Origin of the sequence: Stenotrophomonas sp. SY1, from assembly GCF_021202945.1 — a bacterium.
Taxonomy (GTDB): Bacteria; Pseudomonadota; Gammaproteobacteria; order Xanthomonadales; family Xanthomonadaceae; genus Stenotrophomonas.
In genome coordinates this window covers 509981-526703 of the sequence record NZ_JAJOYR010000001.1, presented here as the reverse complement: position 1 = coordinate 526703, position 16723 = coordinate 509981, and the positions used below count along the sequence as shown (strand labels likewise).

Annotated in this window: 13 protein-coding genes and 2 riboswitches; of the genes, 4 read left to right on the top strand and 9 right to left on the bottom strand. The window is 64.6% G+C overall.

The genetic code is table 11. The annotated features are described in order from the left end of the window. Positions 1-2 precede the first annotated feature (2 nt). Positions 3-347, bottom strand: a complete 345-nt coding sequence (locus LR961_RS02075) for a DUF3307 domain-containing protein (RefSeq protein WP_232146766.1) — start codon at positions 345-347, stop codon at positions 3-5. Positions 348-551: 204 nt separating this feature from the next. On the opposite strand from LR961_RS02075, the gene LR961_RS02070 reads away from it, so the two are divergent. The 3 genes from LR961_RS02070 to pncA all read left to right on the top strand — a co-directional run bounded on the left by LR961_RS02070 (position 552) and on the right by pncA (position 4728). Continuing rightward, the gene (locus LR961_RS02070; RefSeq protein ID WP_232146765.1) at positions 552-884 is read left to right on the top strand and encodes an SMR family transporter; all 333 of its coding nucleotides are present in this window, start codon (positions 552-554) and stop codon (positions 882-884) included. Positions 885-1156: 272 nt separating this feature from the next. Next, a riboswitch (cobalamin riboswitch) is annotated at positions 1157-1393 on the top strand. Positions 1394-1595: 202 nt separating this feature from the next. Then, positions 1596-3884, top strand: a complete 2289-nt coding sequence (metE, locus tag LR961_RS02065) for a 5-methyltetrahydropteroyltriglutamate--homocysteine S-methyltransferase (protein WP_232146764.1) — start codon at positions 1596-1598, stop codon at positions 3882-3884. 220 nt (positions 3885-4104) lie between these two features. After that, a complete protein-coding gene (gene pncA / locus LR961_RS02060) occupies positions 4105-4728 on the top strand; it encodes a bifunctional nicotinamidase/pyrazinamidase (protein ID WP_232146763.1) in 624 nt (207 codons plus the stop codon). Positions 4729-4936: 208 nt separating this feature from the next. Here pncA and purU read toward each other — a convergent pair whose 3' ends face one another. From purU to LR961_RS02035, 5 genes are all read right to left on the bottom strand, one after another. Further along, positions 4937-5788: a formyltetrahydrofolate deformylase gene (gene purU, locus LR961_RS02055; RefSeq protein WP_232146762.1), complete on the bottom strand. Its 852-nt coding sequence runs from the start codon at positions 5786-5788 to the stop codon at positions 4937-4939. 191 nt (positions 5789-5979) lie between these two features. Then, the gene (locus LR961_RS02050) at positions 5980-7089 is read right to left on the bottom strand and encodes an NADH:flavin oxidoreductase/NADH oxidase (RefSeq protein WP_232146761.1); all 1110 of its coding nucleotides are present in this window, start codon (positions 7087-7089) and stop codon (positions 5980-5982) included. A 72-nt stretch (positions 7090-7161) separates the two neighbouring features. Beyond that, positions 7162-7980, bottom strand: a complete 819-nt coding sequence (locus LR961_RS02045) for an NAD-dependent protein deacetylase (protein ID WP_232149160.1) — start codon at positions 7978-7980, stop codon at positions 7162-7164. A gap of 61 nt (positions 7981-8041) precedes the next feature. Beyond that, positions 8042-8440 carry an acyl-CoA thioesterase gene (locus LR961_RS02040; protein WP_232146760.1) on the bottom strand — a complete coding sequence of 133 codons (399 nt, stop codon included), beginning with the start codon at positions 8438-8440 and terminating at the stop codon, positions 8042-8044. Between the two features lie 518 nt (positions 8441-8958). After that, the gene (locus LR961_RS02035; RefSeq protein WP_232149159.1) at positions 8959-9957 is read right to left on the bottom strand and encodes a ribonucleotide-diphosphate reductase subunit beta; all 999 of its coding nucleotides are present in this window, start codon (positions 9955-9957) and stop codon (positions 8959-8961) included. A 152-nt stretch (positions 9958-10109) separates the two neighbouring features. On the opposite strand from LR961_RS02035, the gene LR961_RS02030 reads away from it, so the two are divergent. Next, positions 10110-10466: a four helix bundle protein gene (locus LR961_RS02030; protein WP_232146759.1), complete on the top strand. Its 357-nt coding sequence runs from the start codon at positions 10110-10112 to the stop codon at positions 10464-10466. 63 nt (positions 10467-10529) lie between these two features. On the opposite strand, the gene LR961_RS02025 is transcribed toward LR961_RS02030, so the two are convergent. The 3 genes from LR961_RS02025 to zapE form a co-directional block, all read right to left on the bottom strand. Next, positions 10530-12839, bottom strand: a complete 2310-nt coding sequence (locus LR961_RS02025; RefSeq protein ID WP_232149156.1) for a ribonucleoside-diphosphate reductase subunit alpha — start codon at positions 12837-12839, stop codon at positions 10530-10532. Positions 12840-13108: 269 nt separating this feature from the next. After that, positions 13109-13327, bottom strand: a riboswitch (cobalamin riboswitch). A gap of 395 nt (positions 13328-13722) precedes the next feature. Next, positions 13723-15264, bottom strand: a complete 1542-nt coding sequence (locus LR961_RS02020) for a VWA domain-containing protein (protein WP_232146758.1) — start codon at positions 15262-15264, stop codon at positions 13723-13725. Positions 15265-15624: 360 nt separating this feature from the next. Further along, positions 15625-16722: a cell division protein ZapE gene (zapE, locus tag LR961_RS02015; protein WP_232146757.1), complete on the bottom strand. Its 1098-nt coding sequence runs from the start codon at positions 16720-16722 to the stop codon at positions 15625-15627. Between the last annotated feature and the right edge of the window lies 1 nt (position 16723).

Below are 16723 nucleotides of genomic sequence, written 5' to 3'. Positions count from 1 at the left end.
CGTCAAGGCAATGTCGTGCTGACAGCCAGCGCGACCCACACGACCTTGCAGGCGACATGCAGCAGCTGATCGATGTTGTAGCTGATGCGGTGGCCGCACTTCAGATCGTCGATCAGCATGTGACAGATCACTTCCAGCACGCCGAGAGTGATGCTGCCGGTGATCCATCCCACTGCGCCACCGTGGATCACCGCATGTGCGCCCAACGCCTGGTACCACGGCACGCCGGGAACCGGGGCGAAACGGTTCTTGGCCTTGGCCAGGAACTCACCCTGCAAGGGGTAGTCCGCCAATGCATGGCCAACCAGCAACAGCACGAACATCTGGAACAACTCGTATGAAGTCATCAGCAGACGGGTGTCGGGTGAAGGCCGAGTCTGCATCAGTCACGCATCGCCGTGAAGGGGATGTCCTCTGCATGCATGTACGCTCAATGGGACAACGCCAACTCTTACGCACGGCCACGCCAGGACATTGCATCGAACCACGTTGATAAGCAGGCCAAGTAGAATCGAACGTGCGCCGATTACGTCGCCAACCTGTTTCTACCCATGAATGCCTACGCACTGCTGGCCTGCGCCATCGCCCTGGAAGTCCTTGCCACTTCGTTGTTGAAAGCCTCCGACGGCATGACCCGGTTATGGCCAACGCTTGGCGCGATGGCCGGTTACGGCGTGTGCTTCTGGCTGTTGTCGATGGTCATGCGCACGATACCCACCGGTATTGCCTACGCCATCTGGTCCGGTGTTGGCATCGTGCTGATCTCGTTGATCGGCCTGTTCGTGTTCAAGCAGCGGCTGGACCTGCCGGCCATCCTCGGCATTACCCTGATCTGCGCCGGGGTGATCGTGATCAACGTGTTCTCGCGCTCCACGGCGCATTGAGGGACTAGCGGAATTCGGGATTCAAAACGTGGGCCGTATCACTTCTCCCGTCGGCGGGAGAAGGTGGTGCGAAGCACCGGATGAGGGCGCTTTGAGCTTTTGCCTCCAGAGCAAACCCCAAAGAACCCCCATCCGCCCTGCGGGCACCTTCCCCCGCAAGCGGGAGAAGGGAAAGCTCCTGCCTCCTGCCTCCTGCCCCCTGCCCCCTGATCCCTGATCCCTGGCCCCTGTTCCCGCCGATCAATCCCCTTGACCCCCGCCGGCAAGCGGCCTATTTTGTGCGCGCCAAAGGTATTCATCCCTCTATCCGCATGAAGGGATGAATTTAAACGGGAATCCGGTGAAGCCGGCCGCAAGGCCTGTCATTCCGGAGCTGCCCCGCAGCGGTGAATGGAAACGACCGCCGTCAACAGCACTGGGCTTGTGCCCGGGAAGCGACGGCTACTAGGTGAGCGCATCCGCGCTCGCGTCCATCAGCCCGAATACCGGCCTCGGCCGGGGGACCTGCCGTCCCCTGTTTCGACCTGGAGTCTCCGCGGGGAGACGACCGGCGCTGTCCCTGCCTGTGCGCGGGGCGGTGCCCCGTGCCCCCGCATGAGTCCGGTTCGCCCGCGGGGGCGAAGGTCGCTGGCGGGGTGGACGCGGCCAACATCGGCACGGCCATCGCGCGGTTCCTTCGTTCCTCAATGCCCATGCAATGAGGAAACAGTCATGACTAGCGTTACCAACCTGGGGTTCCCCCGAATCGGCGCGCGCCGCGAGCTCAAGCACGCACTTGAGAGCTACTGGCGCGACGAAACCGACGCCGCGCAACTGCAGGCCACCGCCGCCGCATTGCGCGCACGCCATTGGCAGCTGCAACACGAAGCCGGCGTCGATGTGCCTCCGAGCAACGACTTCAGCCTGTACGACCACGTGCTTGATACCGCCGTGCTGTTTGATGCCATTCCCGAGCGCTACCGCGCCCTGGCCGAACACAACCCGCTGGCCGCCTACTTCGCGATGGCGCGTGGCCGGCAGCGCGACGGCGTGGATCTGCACGCGCTGGAAATGACCAAGTGGTTCGACACCAACTACCACTACCTGGTACCCGAACTGCAGCGCGACCAGGCATTCACGCTGCGCGGCGACAAGCCGCTGGCCGAATACCGGGAAGCCAAGGCACTGGGCATCGACACCCGGCCGGTACTGCTGGGACCGGTGAGCTTCCTGCTGCTGTCCAAGACCACTGATGGCAGTAATCCGCTGGACCTGCTCAACAACCTGCTGCCAGCCTACGCACAACTGCTGGGCGAACTGAAACAACTGGGCGCATCGTGGGTGCAGTTGGACGAGCCGGTGTTGGTGCAGGACCTGGACGACAACGCGCATGCAGCCTTCGTGCGCGCCTATGCGTGGCTGTCCGACGTGCCGCGTCCGGACATCCTGCTGGCCACCTACTTCGGCGCGCTGGACGACAACCTCGGCCTGGCTACCTCGTTGTCGGTGGAGGGCCTGCATGTGGACCTGGTCCGCGCGCCGGAACAGCTCGACGCCGTGGTGCGTGCACTGCCCGCTGCTCGGGTGCTGTCGCTGGGCCTGGTCAACGGCCGCAACATCTGGCGCAACGCGTTGGACAATGCGCTGATCCTGGCCCGCTACGCCGCCGGCCACCGCGGCACCGACAGGCTGTGGCTGGCACCGTCGTGCTCGCTGCTGCACTGCCCGGTAGATCTCACGCTGGAAAAGAAGCTGGACCCGGAGCTGCGCAGCTGGCTCGCGTTCTCCAGGCAGAAGTTGCAGGAACTGCGCACCCTGGCCGACGCGCTTGATGGCAAGGCCGAAGCCGAGCCGGCACTGGCGGCGGCACGCGAAGCGATCGAATCACGTCGCCGCTCGCCGCGCGTGCACAACAACACGGTCAAAGCCCGCCTTGCCGCACTGGCCGCTGGCGATGCGGTGCGCACAACGCCGCATGTACAGCGGCAGGTGCTGCAGGCGCATGCGCTGCGTTTGCCGGCTTTCCCGACCACCACCATCGGTTCGTTCCCGCAGACACAACAGGTGCGCGAGGCGCGCGCGCGCCACAAGTCGGGCAAGCTCACCGCCGCCGACTACGATGCGTTCCTCGCCGAGCAGACCGAGCACTGCGTGCGCGTGCAGGAACAGATCGGGCTGGACGTGCTGGTGCACGGCGAGTTCGAACGCAACGACATGGTCGAGTACTTCGGCGAGCAGCTGGATGGCTTTGCCTTCACCGGCAACGGCTGGGTGCAGAGCTACGGCTCGCGTTGCGTGAAGCCACCGCTGATCTACGGCGATGTCAGCCGCCCGGCACCGATGACGGTGCGTTGGTCGCAGTACGCGCAGTCGCTCACCGACAAGCCGATGAAGGGCATGCTGACCGGTCCGGTGACGGTGCTGCAATGGTCGTTCGTGCGTGATGACCAGTCGCGCGCCGACACCTGCCGGCAGATCGCGTTGGCGCTGCGCGATGAGGTAAATGACCTGGAGGCCGCCGGCATCCGTGCCATCCAGATCGACGAACCCGCACTGCGCGAAGGCCTGCCGCTGCGTCGCGCGCAATGGCAGGAGTATCTGGACTGGGCGGTGCAGGCGTTCGGCATCAGTGCCAGCGGCGTGGGCGATGCCACGCAGATCCACACCCACATGTGCTACGCGCAGTTCAACGACATCATCGAAGCGGTCGCCGCGCTGGATGCGGACGTGATCTCGATCGAGACCTCACGCTCACGGATGGAACTGCTCGATGCGTTCGCCCGTTTCGACTACCCCAACCAGGTGGGCCCGGGCGTGTACGACATCCACTCGCCACGCGTTCCCGACACCGCCGAGATGGTGGAGCTGCTGCGCAAGGCCAGCGACGTGCTGCCGGCGCAGAAGTTGTGGGTGAACCCGGACTGCGGCCTGAAGACCCGTGGCTGGGACGAAACCCGCGCCGCACTGGAAGCAATGGTGGATGCCGCGCGCACGCTGCGTAGTGAGCGTGCCGTGGCATAAACGCCGGGGGAACAGGCGGGGGAGTGAGTTGACGTGGCATGTGCGTCGCTCACTTCTCGCGCCTGCATGAGGTGATGAATCGGCTTCCGAAACCGGCTGCGTTGCAGGAGCGGCGGCGTCCCCGCCAGGCGGCCTGTTCCCACCGCCGGATGACAACTACCCAAGCCGCCTGCAACCAGTGGTCGTAGACTGTGCCCACTCCCGCGTCAGGAAATCCTGGATGTACGCAAAAGACGTTGCATTGTTGGTGGTGGATCTACAGCCGGACTTCATGCCGGGCGGCGCGTTGCCGTGCCAGCAGGGCGATGCCATCGTGCCGGGTATTGCCGCGCTGCTGGCTGCCCGCCAGTACGCCACTGTCGTCGCCACCCAGGACTGGCACCCGCACGACCATGCCTCGTTCGCCAGCCAGCATGGTGGCCGCAAGCCGTTCGACACGCTCACGCTGCACGGCCATCCGCAGACGCTCTGGCCCGACCATTGCGTGCAGGGCAGCGCCGGAGCTGCGCTTGATCCGCGCGTGGATTGGAACAGCGTCGACCTGATCCTGCGCAAGGGCATGGACCGGCAGGTGGATTCGTACAGCGCGTTCCGTGAGAACTACGGCCCGCGTGGTGATCGCCCGGCCACCGGCCTGGCCGGCTGGCTGCATGAACGCGGCATCGCCGAGGTGCATGTCTGCGGCCTGGCGCGTGATTACTGCGTGCTGTGGAGCGCGCAGGATGCGGCGATCAGCGGTTTCCGCGTGCGCTTTCTGTGGCAGTTGACCCGGCCGGTGTCGGCGGCCAATGACGCGATGACGCGGATTGCATTGATCGAAGGCGGGGTTGAAGTGCGGGAGTGAGATTGGATTGGAGGCTGGGGCTGAAGAGCTGAAACAGTGAGGCACCCCTCCCCAGCCTTCCCCTTGCCTTCGGCAAAGGGAGGGGGCTGTCCCGCTTGAACCGGCAGCGCATCGCCGAAGCCGCTTCTGCTCCCTCCCTTGCGCATCGCGCAGGGGAGGTTGGGGAGGGGTGCCGTTGCCCTGTCTTTACCCACCCTAGCCCAGTCTCTCAGCGAAACACCACCGTGCGATGGCCGTTGAGCAGGATGCGATGTTCAACATGGCGGCGCACCGCGCGGGCCAGTACCTGCGATTCGGTGTCGCTGCCCAGCTGCACCAGGTCGCGCGGCGTCATCGCATGGTCCACGCGCGCCACGTCCTGTTCAATGATCGGCCCCTCATCCAGATCCGAGGTCACGTAGTGCGCGGTGGCACCGATGATCTTGACCCCGCGCGCGTGCGCCTGATGATACGGCTGCGCGCCCTTGAAGCTGGGCAGGAAGCTGTGATGGATGTTGATTGCACGCCCGGCCAGCGCCTGGCACAGGCGCGGTGACAGGATCTGCATGTAGCGCGCCAGCACCACCAGGTCGATGCGCTCGCGTTCGACCAGATCGATGAGCTGCTGCTCCTGCTGCTCGCGATTGTCCGCATTCACCGGCAGATGGTGGAACGGCACCCCATAGGAGCCGGCCAGCGCACCGAAGTCGGCGTGGTTGGACGCCACCGCCGCGATGTCCACCTTCAGCTGGCGGCTGTGGGTGCGGAACAGCAGGTCGTTCAGGCAATGGCCCTGCTTGCTGACCAGCACCAACAGCCGTGCACGGCGGCGGGCGTCATGCAGCTCCCACGCCATCGCGAACTCCTCGCCCAGCGCCTGCAGGCGCGCACGCACGGTCGGCGCATCACCGATATCGGTCATGTCGAAATGCACGCGCAGGAAGAAGCGGCCACTTTCCTCGTCGCCGAACTGCTGGGCATCAAGGATGTTGCAGCCCGCCTCGAACAACAGGCCGGAGACGCGATAGACGATGCCGGTTCGGTCCGGGCAGGAAAGGGTCAGGATGAAATCAGGGCGCATGGCCGCACACATCGCACAAGCGGGCTGCGGACAGTAACCGGTGCGCTCACCGTCCCGCAAAACCGGTTGCAGCTGACACGGATCAGCCGCGCACGAGAACCCCGGTAGTGTCGAGCCACGCTCGGCAGGGGCATTGCCGATGAAGCCCCAGCGCAGCACGGCTGCGCTCCATCAGGCCAGCCGATGATGACTCAGTCGCAACGCCCGACATCGAACAGACCACGCGCCTCATGCGGCTCACAACGCAGGTACTGCGGCGATGCGCTGATATGCGTGCCCAACGCAGCAGCGGCATGCCACGGCCAGCGCGGGTCGTAGAGGATGCCTCGGGCAAGACCGATGGCATCAGCACGCCCTTCGACCAGAATCGTTTCAGCCTGGGCCGGCACGGTGATCAGGCCCACGGCAATCACCGGCGTGCTGATCTGCGCCTTGATCGCTTCGGCGGCCGGCACCTGATAGCCCGGCCCCACCGGAATCTGCTGGCGCGGGTCCAGCCCACCGCTGGAAACGTGCAGGAACTCATTGCCGCGCGCTTCCAGCGCCTTGGCCAGCTCGATGCTCTGCGCCACATCCCAGCCGCCATCCACCCAATCGGTGGCCGAGATACGCACGCCCACGGCGACCTTGCCCGGCACCGCCGCACGCACCGCGTCGAACACGCGCAGCAGCAGGCGCATGCGGTTTTCCAGCGAACCGCCGTATTCATCGCTGCGATGGTTGCTCAGCGGCGACAGGAACTGATGCAGCAGGTAGCCGTGCGCGGCATGCAGCTCGATCAGGTCCAAGCCCAACCGCACGGAACGTCGTGCTGCTTCGGCGAAGGCTTCGACCACTGCATCGATACCGGCAACATCCAATGCCTGCGGCCTCGGCTCGCCTTCCAGAAACGGTAGCGCTGACGGCGCCAGCACCTGCCAGCCATGTTCCTGGTCCGGTGCGATCGCACGGCCACCGTCCCACGGGCGCGCGGTGGACGCCTTGCGCCCGGCATGGGCCAGCTGCACGCCGATCGGCATCTTCGACCAGCGCCGTACCGAGCGCAGCACCTTGCCCAGCGCGGCTTCGGTGGCGTCGTCCCACAGGCCCAGGTCGGCCCAGCTGATGCGCCCTTCCGGCAGCACGGCGGTGGCTTCGAGGATCAACAGGCCCGCCCCGGATTGGGCCAGCTGGCCCAGGTGGATGGTGTGCCAATCCGTGGCCTGGCCTTCCTCGGCCGAGTACTGGCACATCGGTGCGATCACGATGCGGTTGGAGAGCGACAGCGGGCCCAGCGACAAGGGCGAGAACAGGTGGCTCACGGGGATGATCCTGAAAAAGGAAAGAGGTGCATTGCACGCCCACGCCCTGATCGATTCAACCGGCGTGGTGGATCACTGCGTCTTGGTGCCGTCGAGCAGGAACGCCAGCGCCTGCGCACAAGGCATTTCGACCTTCAGCGACAGCAGCGCGTCGGCGCGGGTGCGCCCCATGTTCACCGCAGCTACCGGCAGGCCGGCCTTGGCCGCTGCATCCACGAAACGGAAGCCGGAATAGACCATCAATGACGAGCCCACCACCAACACCGCGTCGGCCCGTTGCAGATGTGAATGCACCGCGGCCACCCGCTCGCGCGGCACGTTTTCGCCGAAGAACACCACGTCCGGCTTGAGGATGCCGCCGCAGTGTTCGCACGCCGGCACCGCAAAGCCGGAAAAGTCCGTCTCAAGATCGGCATCGCCATCGGGCGCGATCGCCGCTTCCAACTCCGCCCAACCGGGGTTGGCCTGCAGCAGCCGCTGTTGCAGGACATCGCGCGGGGAGCGTTGCTCGCAGTCCATGCAGCGCACCTGGTCCAGCCGCCCATGCAGATCGATCACCGTCTGGCTGCCGGCGCGCTGGTGCAGACAATCCACGTTCTGGGTCAGCAGCAGTTCGACCCGGCCATCAGCCTCCAGCGCAGCCAACGCGTGGTGGGTGGTATTGGGATGAGCCAGGCCGAAGCGCGGCCAACCGACCAGGCTGCGCGCCCAGTAGCGCTGCCGCGTCGCGGCCTGGCCCATGAATGCCTGGAACGTCACCGGCGGCGTGCGCTTCCATTGGCCATCGGCATCGCGGTAATCCGGTATTCCCGAATCGGTGCTGCAACCGGCGCCGGTCAACACCAGCAGGCGCCGATGGTTGGCGATGAACTCCGGCAGCTCGGTCACCAGCGCCGGAGACAGGCAATCGATGTACTCGAACGAGGAGGTGCTCATCGCGATGGTCGCCGACTTATCTCGGCAACGCCGGCACGGCGGTCGGATGACCGTCGGCATCGAGCGCGATCATCACGAAGGTGCCCTTTGTGCACAGCTTGCGCTCACCGGTAAGCAGGTCTTCGGTGACCAGTTCCACCTCGACGGTCATCGAGCTGCGCCCGACGCGCACCACCCGGCCGATGGTTTCCACCATCTGGCCAATGCGGATCGGCAGCTTGAAATCGACCTGGTCCGAACGTGCGGTGACCACCGTGCAACGCGAATACCGGGCGGCGGCGAGGAATGCGGCCTTGTCCATCCACGCCAGTGCCTGGCCACCGAACAGCGTGCCCATGTGGTTGGTGTGGTTGGGGAACACAATCTCGGCCATACGGACTTCGGTAGGCGGATTGGTTTCGGGAATGGGGGTCATGGGGGATACCGGCTTTCAGATTGGAGCAGATGATACGCCCGGCAGCCTGTGCGGCCGGTGTATGCGGGGTGATGAAGCGTGCGTGTTTTACGAAGTACCAACCGGATCCAGGCGCAGGCTGGACCGCTCGTCGTAGGAGCGCCTTCAGGCGCGAAGCTGGCGATCCTCCATGGCGCAGGTGACATGGCCGCGCAGGAACAGCAACGCCCCGAGGCTTTCGCATCGCGACATTGGATGTGTGCAATTGCAGGCATTGCAACAACGGTGAGGCTGTCGGCTTAGCGGCTTACGCCGCTCCTACAACAGCCAGCGGCAGCCAGTGATTTTCGTAGGAGCGCCTTCGGGCGCGAAGCTGGCGATCCTCAATGGCGCAGACGACATGGCCGCGCGAGAACAGCAACGCCCCGAGGCTTTCGCATCGAGGCGTTGGATGTGTGCGATTGCAGGCATTGCAACAACGGTGAGGCTGTCGGCTTCGCGGCTTACGCCGCTCCTACAACGGCCCTTCAACCGGCCGCTTAGAACGCCATGTCGAACGAGACTTCGCCCTGCACGCCCACCTGGTACGCGGAAACGCGGCGCTCGAAGAAATTGGTCAGTTCCTGCACGTCCTGCAGTTCCATGAACGGCAGCGGGTTGCGCACGTTGTACTTCCTGGCCATGCCCAGCTTGGCGAAGTGGTTGTCGGCGCAATGCTGCAGGTACTGCCGCATGTCGCGGGTGGAGATGCCGGCCACACCGCCGGACAGCACGTCCTCGGCGAACTGCACTTCGCATTCGATGGCTTCTTCCAGCATTTCGTAGACCTGCTGTTCCATCTTCGCGTCAAACAGATCCGGCTCCTCGGCGCGGATGGTGCGCACGCATTCGAAGGCGAAATCCATGTGGCAGCTTTCGTCGCGGAACACCCAGTTGGTGCCCGAGGCCAGGCCCGGCAGCAAACCGCGCGAACGGAAGTAGTACACGTAAGCGAACGCGGCAAAGAAGAACAGGCCTTCGATGCAGGCGGCAAAGCAGATCTGGTTGAGCAGGAACTGGCGACGCTGCTCGCGAGTCTCGATGCGGGTGATGCCCTGGATGGAGTCGATCCACTTGAAGCAGAAGTCGGCCTTCTTCTTGATCGAGTCGATGTTCTCCACCGCATCGAATGCCTTGAAGCGCTCTTCCGGATCCGGCAGATAGTTGTCCAGCAGGGTCAGGTAGAACTGCACGTGCAGCGCTTCTTCATACAACTGGCGCGACAGGTACATGCGCGCTTCCGGCGCATTGAGGTGCTGGTACAGGTTCAGCACCAGGTTGTTGGAAACGATCGAGTCACCGGTGGCGAAGAACGCAACCAGACGGTGGATCAGATGGCGGTCGGCCGGGCTCATCTTGTGGTGCAGGTCGGTGATGTCGATCTGGAAATTGATCTCATCCACGGTCCAGCTGTTCTTGATCGCGTTGCGGTACATCTCGTAGAAGTCCGGGTAACGCATCGGACGCAACGTCAGTTCGAAACCGGGATCAAGCAGCATGCGGCCGTGCTCCTGTCCAGGAGTGAGTGATGAGGAGTGAGAAGCGAGAGTGGCGACCTGATCGATATCGGCTGACGAAGACATTGGGTATTCCTTGATTGGCTTTCTTAGGCCAGAAGCGAAATTGGGTACTCACCGCCCCTGGAGGGGGAATGTATTATCGAAACGCAGTGGTCTGGCAAAAGGCGATGCGCCTGGCATTGGCGTCCTATCGCCTGACGCCCCTGCTACCGCGCGAAGAGGTGTATGGCATGCGCAGCCAACTCACTCGCGCCGCCATCTCTGTCCCAGCCAACGTCGCCGAAGGCTGGGCTCGCGAAACCAACGCCGACAAAGCACACTTTCTTGCCATCGCGCATGGCTCGCTGGCCGAACTGGAAACGTTGCTGACGCTGTGCGAACACCTGCGCTGGTTTCCGCTGGAGCAGACGATGGAAGCCCGCGCCCTGATCGATGAAACCAGCCGCATGCTCACCACCCTGCGGCGCCGACGAAGGAAACAGAAGTGAGGGTGAAGAAACGCTGATTCGGCACTCCCTCATTCCTCACTCCTGCTCCCTCGTTGCTCGCCTTTACTGGCAGGCTTCGCAGGCTTCCGGGTTTTCCAGCGAGCAGGCCACGGCTTCGACCGGTGTATACGTGCTGACCGTGGTCTTGGCGATCTTGGTGGCCGGGCGCGAGCGCAGGTAATACGTGGTCTTGATGCCCTGCTTCCACGCGTACATGTACATGGAGGACATCGCGCCGATGTTCGGGCTCTCCATGAACAGGTTGAGCGAGGCCGACTGGTCGATGAAGGCACCGCGGTCGGCAGCCATGTCGATCAGCGAACGCATCGGCAGTTCCCAGGCAGTGCGGTAGATGTGGCGCAGCGCTTCGGGAATCTGCGGCAGGTTCTGGATCGAACCATCGGCCAGCTTGATCGCATCGCGCATTTCCGCCGTCCACATGCCCAACTGCTTCAGCTCGCCCACCAGGTGGCGGTTGATCTGCAGGAAGTCACCGGACAGCGTCTCGCGCTTGAACAGGTTGGACACCTGCGGCTCCACGCACTCGTAGCAACCGGCAATCGAGGCGATGGTCGCGGTCGGGGCGATCGCGATCATCAGCGAGTTGCGCAGGCCATGCTGCTTGATGCGCTCGCGCAGCGCGTCCCAGCGCGCGGTGTCTTCCGGCACCACGTTCCAGGCATCGAACTGCAGCTCGCCGTTGACCGCGCGGGTGTCGTTGAAGGAGGGGTGCTTGCCGCGCTCGGTCGCCAGCTCGCACGAGGTCTCCAGCGCATGGAAGTAGATCGTCTCGGCGATCTTCTTCGACAGCGCGCGGGCCTCGGCCGAATCGAACGCCAGGCGCTTGCGGAAGAACACGTCCTGCAGGCCCATGCAGCCCAAGCCGACCGGGCGCCAGCGCAGGTTGCCGCGGCGGGTGCTCTCGATCGGGTAGAAGTTCAGGTCGATGACGCGGTCGAGCTGGCGCACGGCCAGGCGCACGGTCTCGGCCAGCTTGTCGTAGTCGAAATCACCGTGCTCGTCGAAGTGGTTGCCCAGGTTGATCGAACCCAGGTTGCACACCGCCGTTTCATCGTTGGAGCTGACTTCCAGGATCTCGGTGCACAGGTTGGACAGGTGGATCACGTTGCCCGGGCGCAGGGTCTGGTTGCTGGCCAGGTTGCACTTGTCCTTGAACGTCATCCAGCCGTTGCCGGTCTCGGCCAGCGTGCGCATCATCCGGCCGTACAACTTGCGCGCGGAGATGGTGCGCGAAGCCTTGCCCTGCGCCTCGGCCTGCAGGTACGCCTGCTCGAACGCCGGGCCGTACAGGTCGGTGAATTCCGGCACCACGCGCGGGTCGAACAGCGACCATTCCTGGTCACTCTCCACGCGCTGCATGAACAGGTCCGGGACCCAGTTGGCCAGGTTGAGGTTGTGGGTACGGCGCGAGTCGTCACCTGCGTTGTCACGCAGCTCGAGGAAATCCTCGATGTCGGCGTGCCAGGTTTCCAGATACACGCAGGCCGCGCCCTTGCGCTTGCCGCCCTGGTTGACCGCAGCCACCGAGGAATCCAGCGTCTTCAGCCACGGCACGATGCCGTTGGAATGGCCGTTGGTGGATTTGATCAGCGAGCCGCGCGAACGCACGCGGGTGTAGCTCACGCCGATGCCGCCACTGAACTTGGACAGCTGCGCGATGTCGCCGTACTTGGCGTAGATCGATTCGAGCGAATCCAGCGGCGAGTCCAGCAGGAAGCACGAGGACAGCTGCTCGTGGCTGGTGCCGGCGTTGAACAGGGTCGGGCTGGACGGCAGGTAGTCCAGGCTGCCCAGGCGCTGGTACAGCGCCAGTGCTTCAGGCACGTCCTCGCTCAGCGCGCTGGCGATGCGCAGGAAGAACTGCTGCGGATTCTCGATGACCTTGCGCGTATGCGGGTGGCGCAGCAGGTAACGGTCGTACAGCGTGCGCAGGCCGAAGTAATCGAAATTCAGGTCATACGCCGGATCGATCGCATCGTTGAGCTTGCGTGCGTTGATCTGCACGAAGTTGAGCAGGCGATCGTTGATCAGGCCCACTTCGTGGCCACGACCCACCGACTGCGAGAACGCGTGGATTTCCTGGCCGGACACTTCCTTGGCGATGAAGTTGGCCAGCAGGCGCGCAGCCAGGCGGCCGTATTCGGGCTCTTCGCCGATCAGCAGCGCAGCGGTGCGGATGGACAGTTCATCCAGCTCCTGGGTGGTGGCGCCGTTGTACAGGCCGGAGATGGTGCGGGTGGCCACGCGCATCGGGTCGACCGAATGCAGGCCCTCACAGCAACGCTGGATGGCGCGGACGATCTTGTTCAGGTCCACCGGCTCGGTGTTGCCATTGCGCTTGGTTACGCTCATGGCAGTAGCGGTGGGCGGCGGGGTCAGTTCAAAGCCGGCCTCGGCCGGGGCGACTTCGGAAACGGAAGTGGTCACGACGATGTGTCCTTCATGGCGTGGTTGCACGCAGCCCCTGCCCTCGCAGGAACCGGGGCCGGTAGCGGAGTCGGGAGCATGGAAGGACGGTGTCGCAACAGCCGAGATTGCGCATGGCCAGCGGCCATACAACAAACGGCACTGCGTCACCAGCCGTCTTCCCCTCGAAGACACCGCAGCCGGCACCGCGCGGTGTGCATCGCGCGGCTGTCGGCAGGTCTTCGGACTTTTGGGCATGAAGGCGGGGGCCTTCTCCTACTCCGTCGCTTCCCAAGGCCGGTGCCTCAGTGCGTTGACGGGGTCGTTCCCAATTACCGCTGCGGGGCAGTGCTGGAATGGCCCGCAGGCGTCACCAGCTTCCCTTTCAATCCAGTGGGCGCAAACCCACCGGAACCGACGAGCCACAAGATAGTGGGGGTAGTTGGCATGGTCAACACGAAATGTGGTGAATTCGTGCCGAGCCTTGTGGCGCAAGGGCTGGCCTGGAAACGACCCGGCCTGGACCCTGCCAACTGCTTGGATGGAGTGCGCAGTCAAGACTTTTTGTGGCTTTTTTTATCCGTAAAAACTGCGTGTTCAGTGCGTGATGTTCTGATGAAAATTCGGCGTGGCTTTCGCAGAGACCAACCGCATTTCGTCGCCGGCACCGGGCCCATTGGATCCGATGCCGCTGCCTGTAGGAGCAGCGTGAGCCGCGAAGCCGATGAAGGCGCAATTGGTGAAAGATCATGCAATTGCTGGCACCACCGCGCCGGATGCGGCGGTGGCTTAGCGGCTCACGCCGCTCCTACGGACGGCCCAATCCCTCCTAATCCCGCTTCCCCGCCACCGGCAACTGCGCCAGCTCCTCGCGCACCAGCCGCACCACCAGCTGGTCCAGCGTGTCGACCGAATAGTTGGCCACCTCATGCACGGTCTCGCTGCCGGGGCCACTCGACGGGTCGGACGCATCCTTGTAGGTGAGGAAGATGAAGCGGCCGCCGGTGTACTGGGCGATCTGCCGCTGCACGATCTCGCCGGTGGTGTCCTGGCCGGAGGCGGCCACGCTGAACACCTTGATGCCCTTGCCCAGCGCGGCCAGCATGGTCTGGTCGTAACGCGGCGGCGGATAGCCCATCTGTGGCGGCGCGTCGGCCAGCGACACCAGCACTCGGGTCGTCGACGGGCCACGCCAGTTCAACCCCTGCACCGCATGATCGAAGGCTTCGTTCATGGCCTCGGGGTAATCACCGCCGCCGTTGGCCCGCACGCCATCGAGCACCTTCTGAAACGCGGCGATGTTGTAGGTCATGTCCCAACCACGCACGAAATACTCATCACCTCGATCGCGGTAGGTCACCAGTCCCAGGCAGATATCCGGGTTCGACGGCAGCTGGCCGATCTCGTTGACGATGCCCTGCAACGAATCGCGCAGCTTGTCGATTTCATCGGCCATCGAACCGGTGGCATCGACCATGAACACCAGGTCCAGCTTTGCGCGTGCCGGCAGCGTGGCGGCGGGCATGACCACCTGCAGCACGTTCTTCTGCCCGCGCTGCAACGCTGCGCTGCTGGTCTTGCCTGCGCGGCGCACCTGCACCTGGTAGCTGCTCGAATCGCGATCATCAAAGGCATTGGGATGCAGCCACACCTGGCCACCGGCATCGGTGCGGGCCCACATGCGCGCGCCGTTGGCGCTGCTCACCGCCACTTCGGCATCGGGCACCGGGCGGCCCTGTGCATCGATCACCTGCAGGCGCTGGCGCACGCTGATATCGCGTCCCAGCCGCGTTGCCTCCTCATGGCGCTGCAGGAATTGCTGGAAGCCACCAAAGTCGGTGTTGTCATCGACCACGCCGGCGGTCACCGGCGTTTGCTGCTGCCGATAGGCCGGAACGGAACCAGAAGCTGGCGCGCTCGGGGAAGCCTTGGCAGCCGCCGGCACGGAATCCGACATAGCGGAACTGCGCGTGGACGGTGCGGCTGGCGGCGGCGGAGCCGGCGGCGCGGGCATCACCGGTGGGGCCAGATATACCTCCGCTGCCGCGGCATCGGCATAGCCGGCTTCCGCCGTTGAATGCCTGCTGCGCAGGGAGATGTGCCGGGGTGGCGTCGGGCTGGGATCGGCGACTTCGTGCAGCACCGGCATGTTGTTGCAGGTGCGGGCCGAGGGGCCGCGGAAGTTGGGTTGGGTCTGGCGCACGCGCAGGGATACCGGCGCCTGCAGGTCGCCCTCCACCGCCGGCTGGGCGGGTGGCGCCGGGCGTACCGCGGCTGTTACCGGCAGGCCGATGAGCAGGGTGACGGCTGCAGCCAGGGCGACACTGCGTGCCGGCAGGCCGTACGGCCTGGAAGCGTTCGAACTGCGCATGGTTCATGCTCCTGTGCGTGAGATGGGCCGCATGCAGCGGCGTGCGGGAACAGGAACGGGCGAAGAGGGCGCGCGGGGTTAAGCCGTACGCGCTGTAGTGCCGAGCCATGCTCGGCAGGGGGCTTGGGGCAAAGGCTTACCCCTCCCCAGCCCTCCCCTTGGCTGCGCCAAAGGGAGGGAGCCGGAAGCAACAGCCGCGTCAGCCTGATGCTCGCTGATCCACCCCCTCCCTTTGGCGCAGCCAAGGGGAGGGCTGGGGAGGGGTAAGCACTTCGCGGAAACCACAAACCGCCGGGATTACCCCCCCCTAACGCTGCCGGCGGCGCCTTGCTGGAAAACGCCGCCGAGCAAGGCCCGGCGCTACGCGTTGCGGTGCTCCGTACCCAGGTACTCGGCGCTCTGCATCTCGATCAGACGACTGGCGGTACGCTCGAACGCACCGGCCAAGCGCGTGCCCGAATACAACATTGGCGGCGCATCCTGTGCGGTGCAGACCAGGTTGACCTGGCGGTCGTACAACTCGTCGATCAGGTTGACGAAGCGCCGTGCGGCGTCTTCGTTCATGCGATCAAAATGTGGAATGCCACCGAGCAGCACGGTGTTGAACTCGCGCGCGATCTCGATGTAATCCGACGGACCGCGCGGGCCTTCGCACAGCGCCGGGAAATCAAACCAGACGATGCTCTTGCCACGGCCGCGCACCGGGATCTTGCGGCCTTCGATGACGATGTTGCCGGCACGCGCATCCTCGGCACCGCTGAGTTCCTTCCAGCGTCCACCCAACCAGGCATCACTGTCCGCTTCCAGCGGCGCGCGGTACACCGGCGAACGCGTCAGCGCGCGCATGCGGTAATCCTCGGTGCCTTCGGCGTACAGCTCCACGCAGTACTTTTCCAGCAGCGCGATCGCCGGCAGGAAGCCTTCGCGTTGCAGGCCGTTGAGATACAGGTTCTCCACCGCCGTATTGGACGTGGTCACCAAGGTAACGCCCTCGGCGAACAGCCGTTCGAGCAGGCGCGCAAGCAGCATCGCATCGCCGATGTCGGTGACGAAGAACTCGTCCAGCACCAGCACGCGCAGGTTGTTGCGCCATTCCTGCGCGATCTTGGCCAGCGGGTCGCTCTGGCCCTGGTGCTCGCGCAGCCGCTCGTGGATGCCACGCATGAACCGGTGGAAGTGGGTGCGGTACTTCTGTTCGATCGGCAGGCCGTCATAGAACAGGTCCACCAGGAAGGTCTTGCCACGGCCCACGCCGCCCCAGAAATACAGCCCCTTGACCGGCTCAGGCTTTTTCCAGAACGCGGACAGCCGGTCCAACCAGCCGTCCTGTGCCGTATCCACCAACGCTTCGTGGATGCGGTCCAGCTCGGCAAGGGCGGCATGCTGGGCCGGATCGTCACGCCAATCGCCACGGGCCACGCCGGCGGCGTAGCGTTGCGAGGGAGTCATTGCATCCATG

What these genes read in the sequence shown, in the direction of transcription:
- LR961_RS02075 (WP_232146766.1), bottom strand. Translation starts at nt 347, where the DNA reads ATGACTTCATACGAGTTGTTCCAGATGTTCGTGCTGTTGCTGGTTGGC.
- LR961_RS02070 (WP_232146765.1), top strand. Translation starts at nt 552, where the DNA reads ATGAATGCCTACGCACTGCTGGCCTGCGCCATCGCCCTGGAAGTCCTT.
- metE (WP_232146764.1), top strand. Translation starts at nt 1,596, where the DNA reads ATGACTAGCGTTACCAACCTGGGGTTCCCCCGAATCGGCGCGCGCCGC.
- pncA (WP_232146763.1), top strand. Translation starts at nt 4,105, where the DNA reads ATGTACGCAAAAGACGTTGCATTGTTGGTGGTGGATCTACAGCCGGAC.
- purU (WP_232146762.1), bottom strand. Translation starts at nt 5,788, where the DNA reads ATGCGCCCTGATTTCATCCTGACCCTTTCCTGCCCGGACCGAACCGGC.
- LR961_RS02040 (WP_232146760.1), bottom strand. Translation starts at nt 8,440, where the DNA reads ATGACCCCCATTCCCGAAACCAATCCGCCTACCGAAGTCCGTATGGCC.
- LR961_RS02035 (WP_232149159.1), bottom strand. Translation starts at nt 9,957, where the DNA reads ATGCTGCTTGATCCCGGTTTCGAACTGACGTTGCGTCCGATGCGTTAC.
- LR961_RS02030 (WP_232146759.1), top strand. Translation starts at nt 10,110, where the DNA reads ATGTATTATCGAAACGCAGTGGTCTGGCAAAAGGCGATGCGCCTGGCA.
- LR961_RS02025 (WP_232149156.1), bottom strand. Translation starts at nt 12,839, where the DNA reads ATGAGCGTAACCAAGCGCAATGGCAACACCGAGCCGGTGGACCTGAAC.
- LR961_RS02020 (WP_232146758.1), bottom strand. Translation starts at nt 15,264, where the DNA reads ATGCGCAGTTCGAACGCTTCCAGGCCGTACGGCCTGCCGGCACGCAGT.
- zapE (WP_232146757.1), bottom strand. Translation starts at nt 16,722, where the DNA reads ATGGATGCAATGACTCCCTCGCAACGCTACGCCGCCGGCGTGGCCCGT.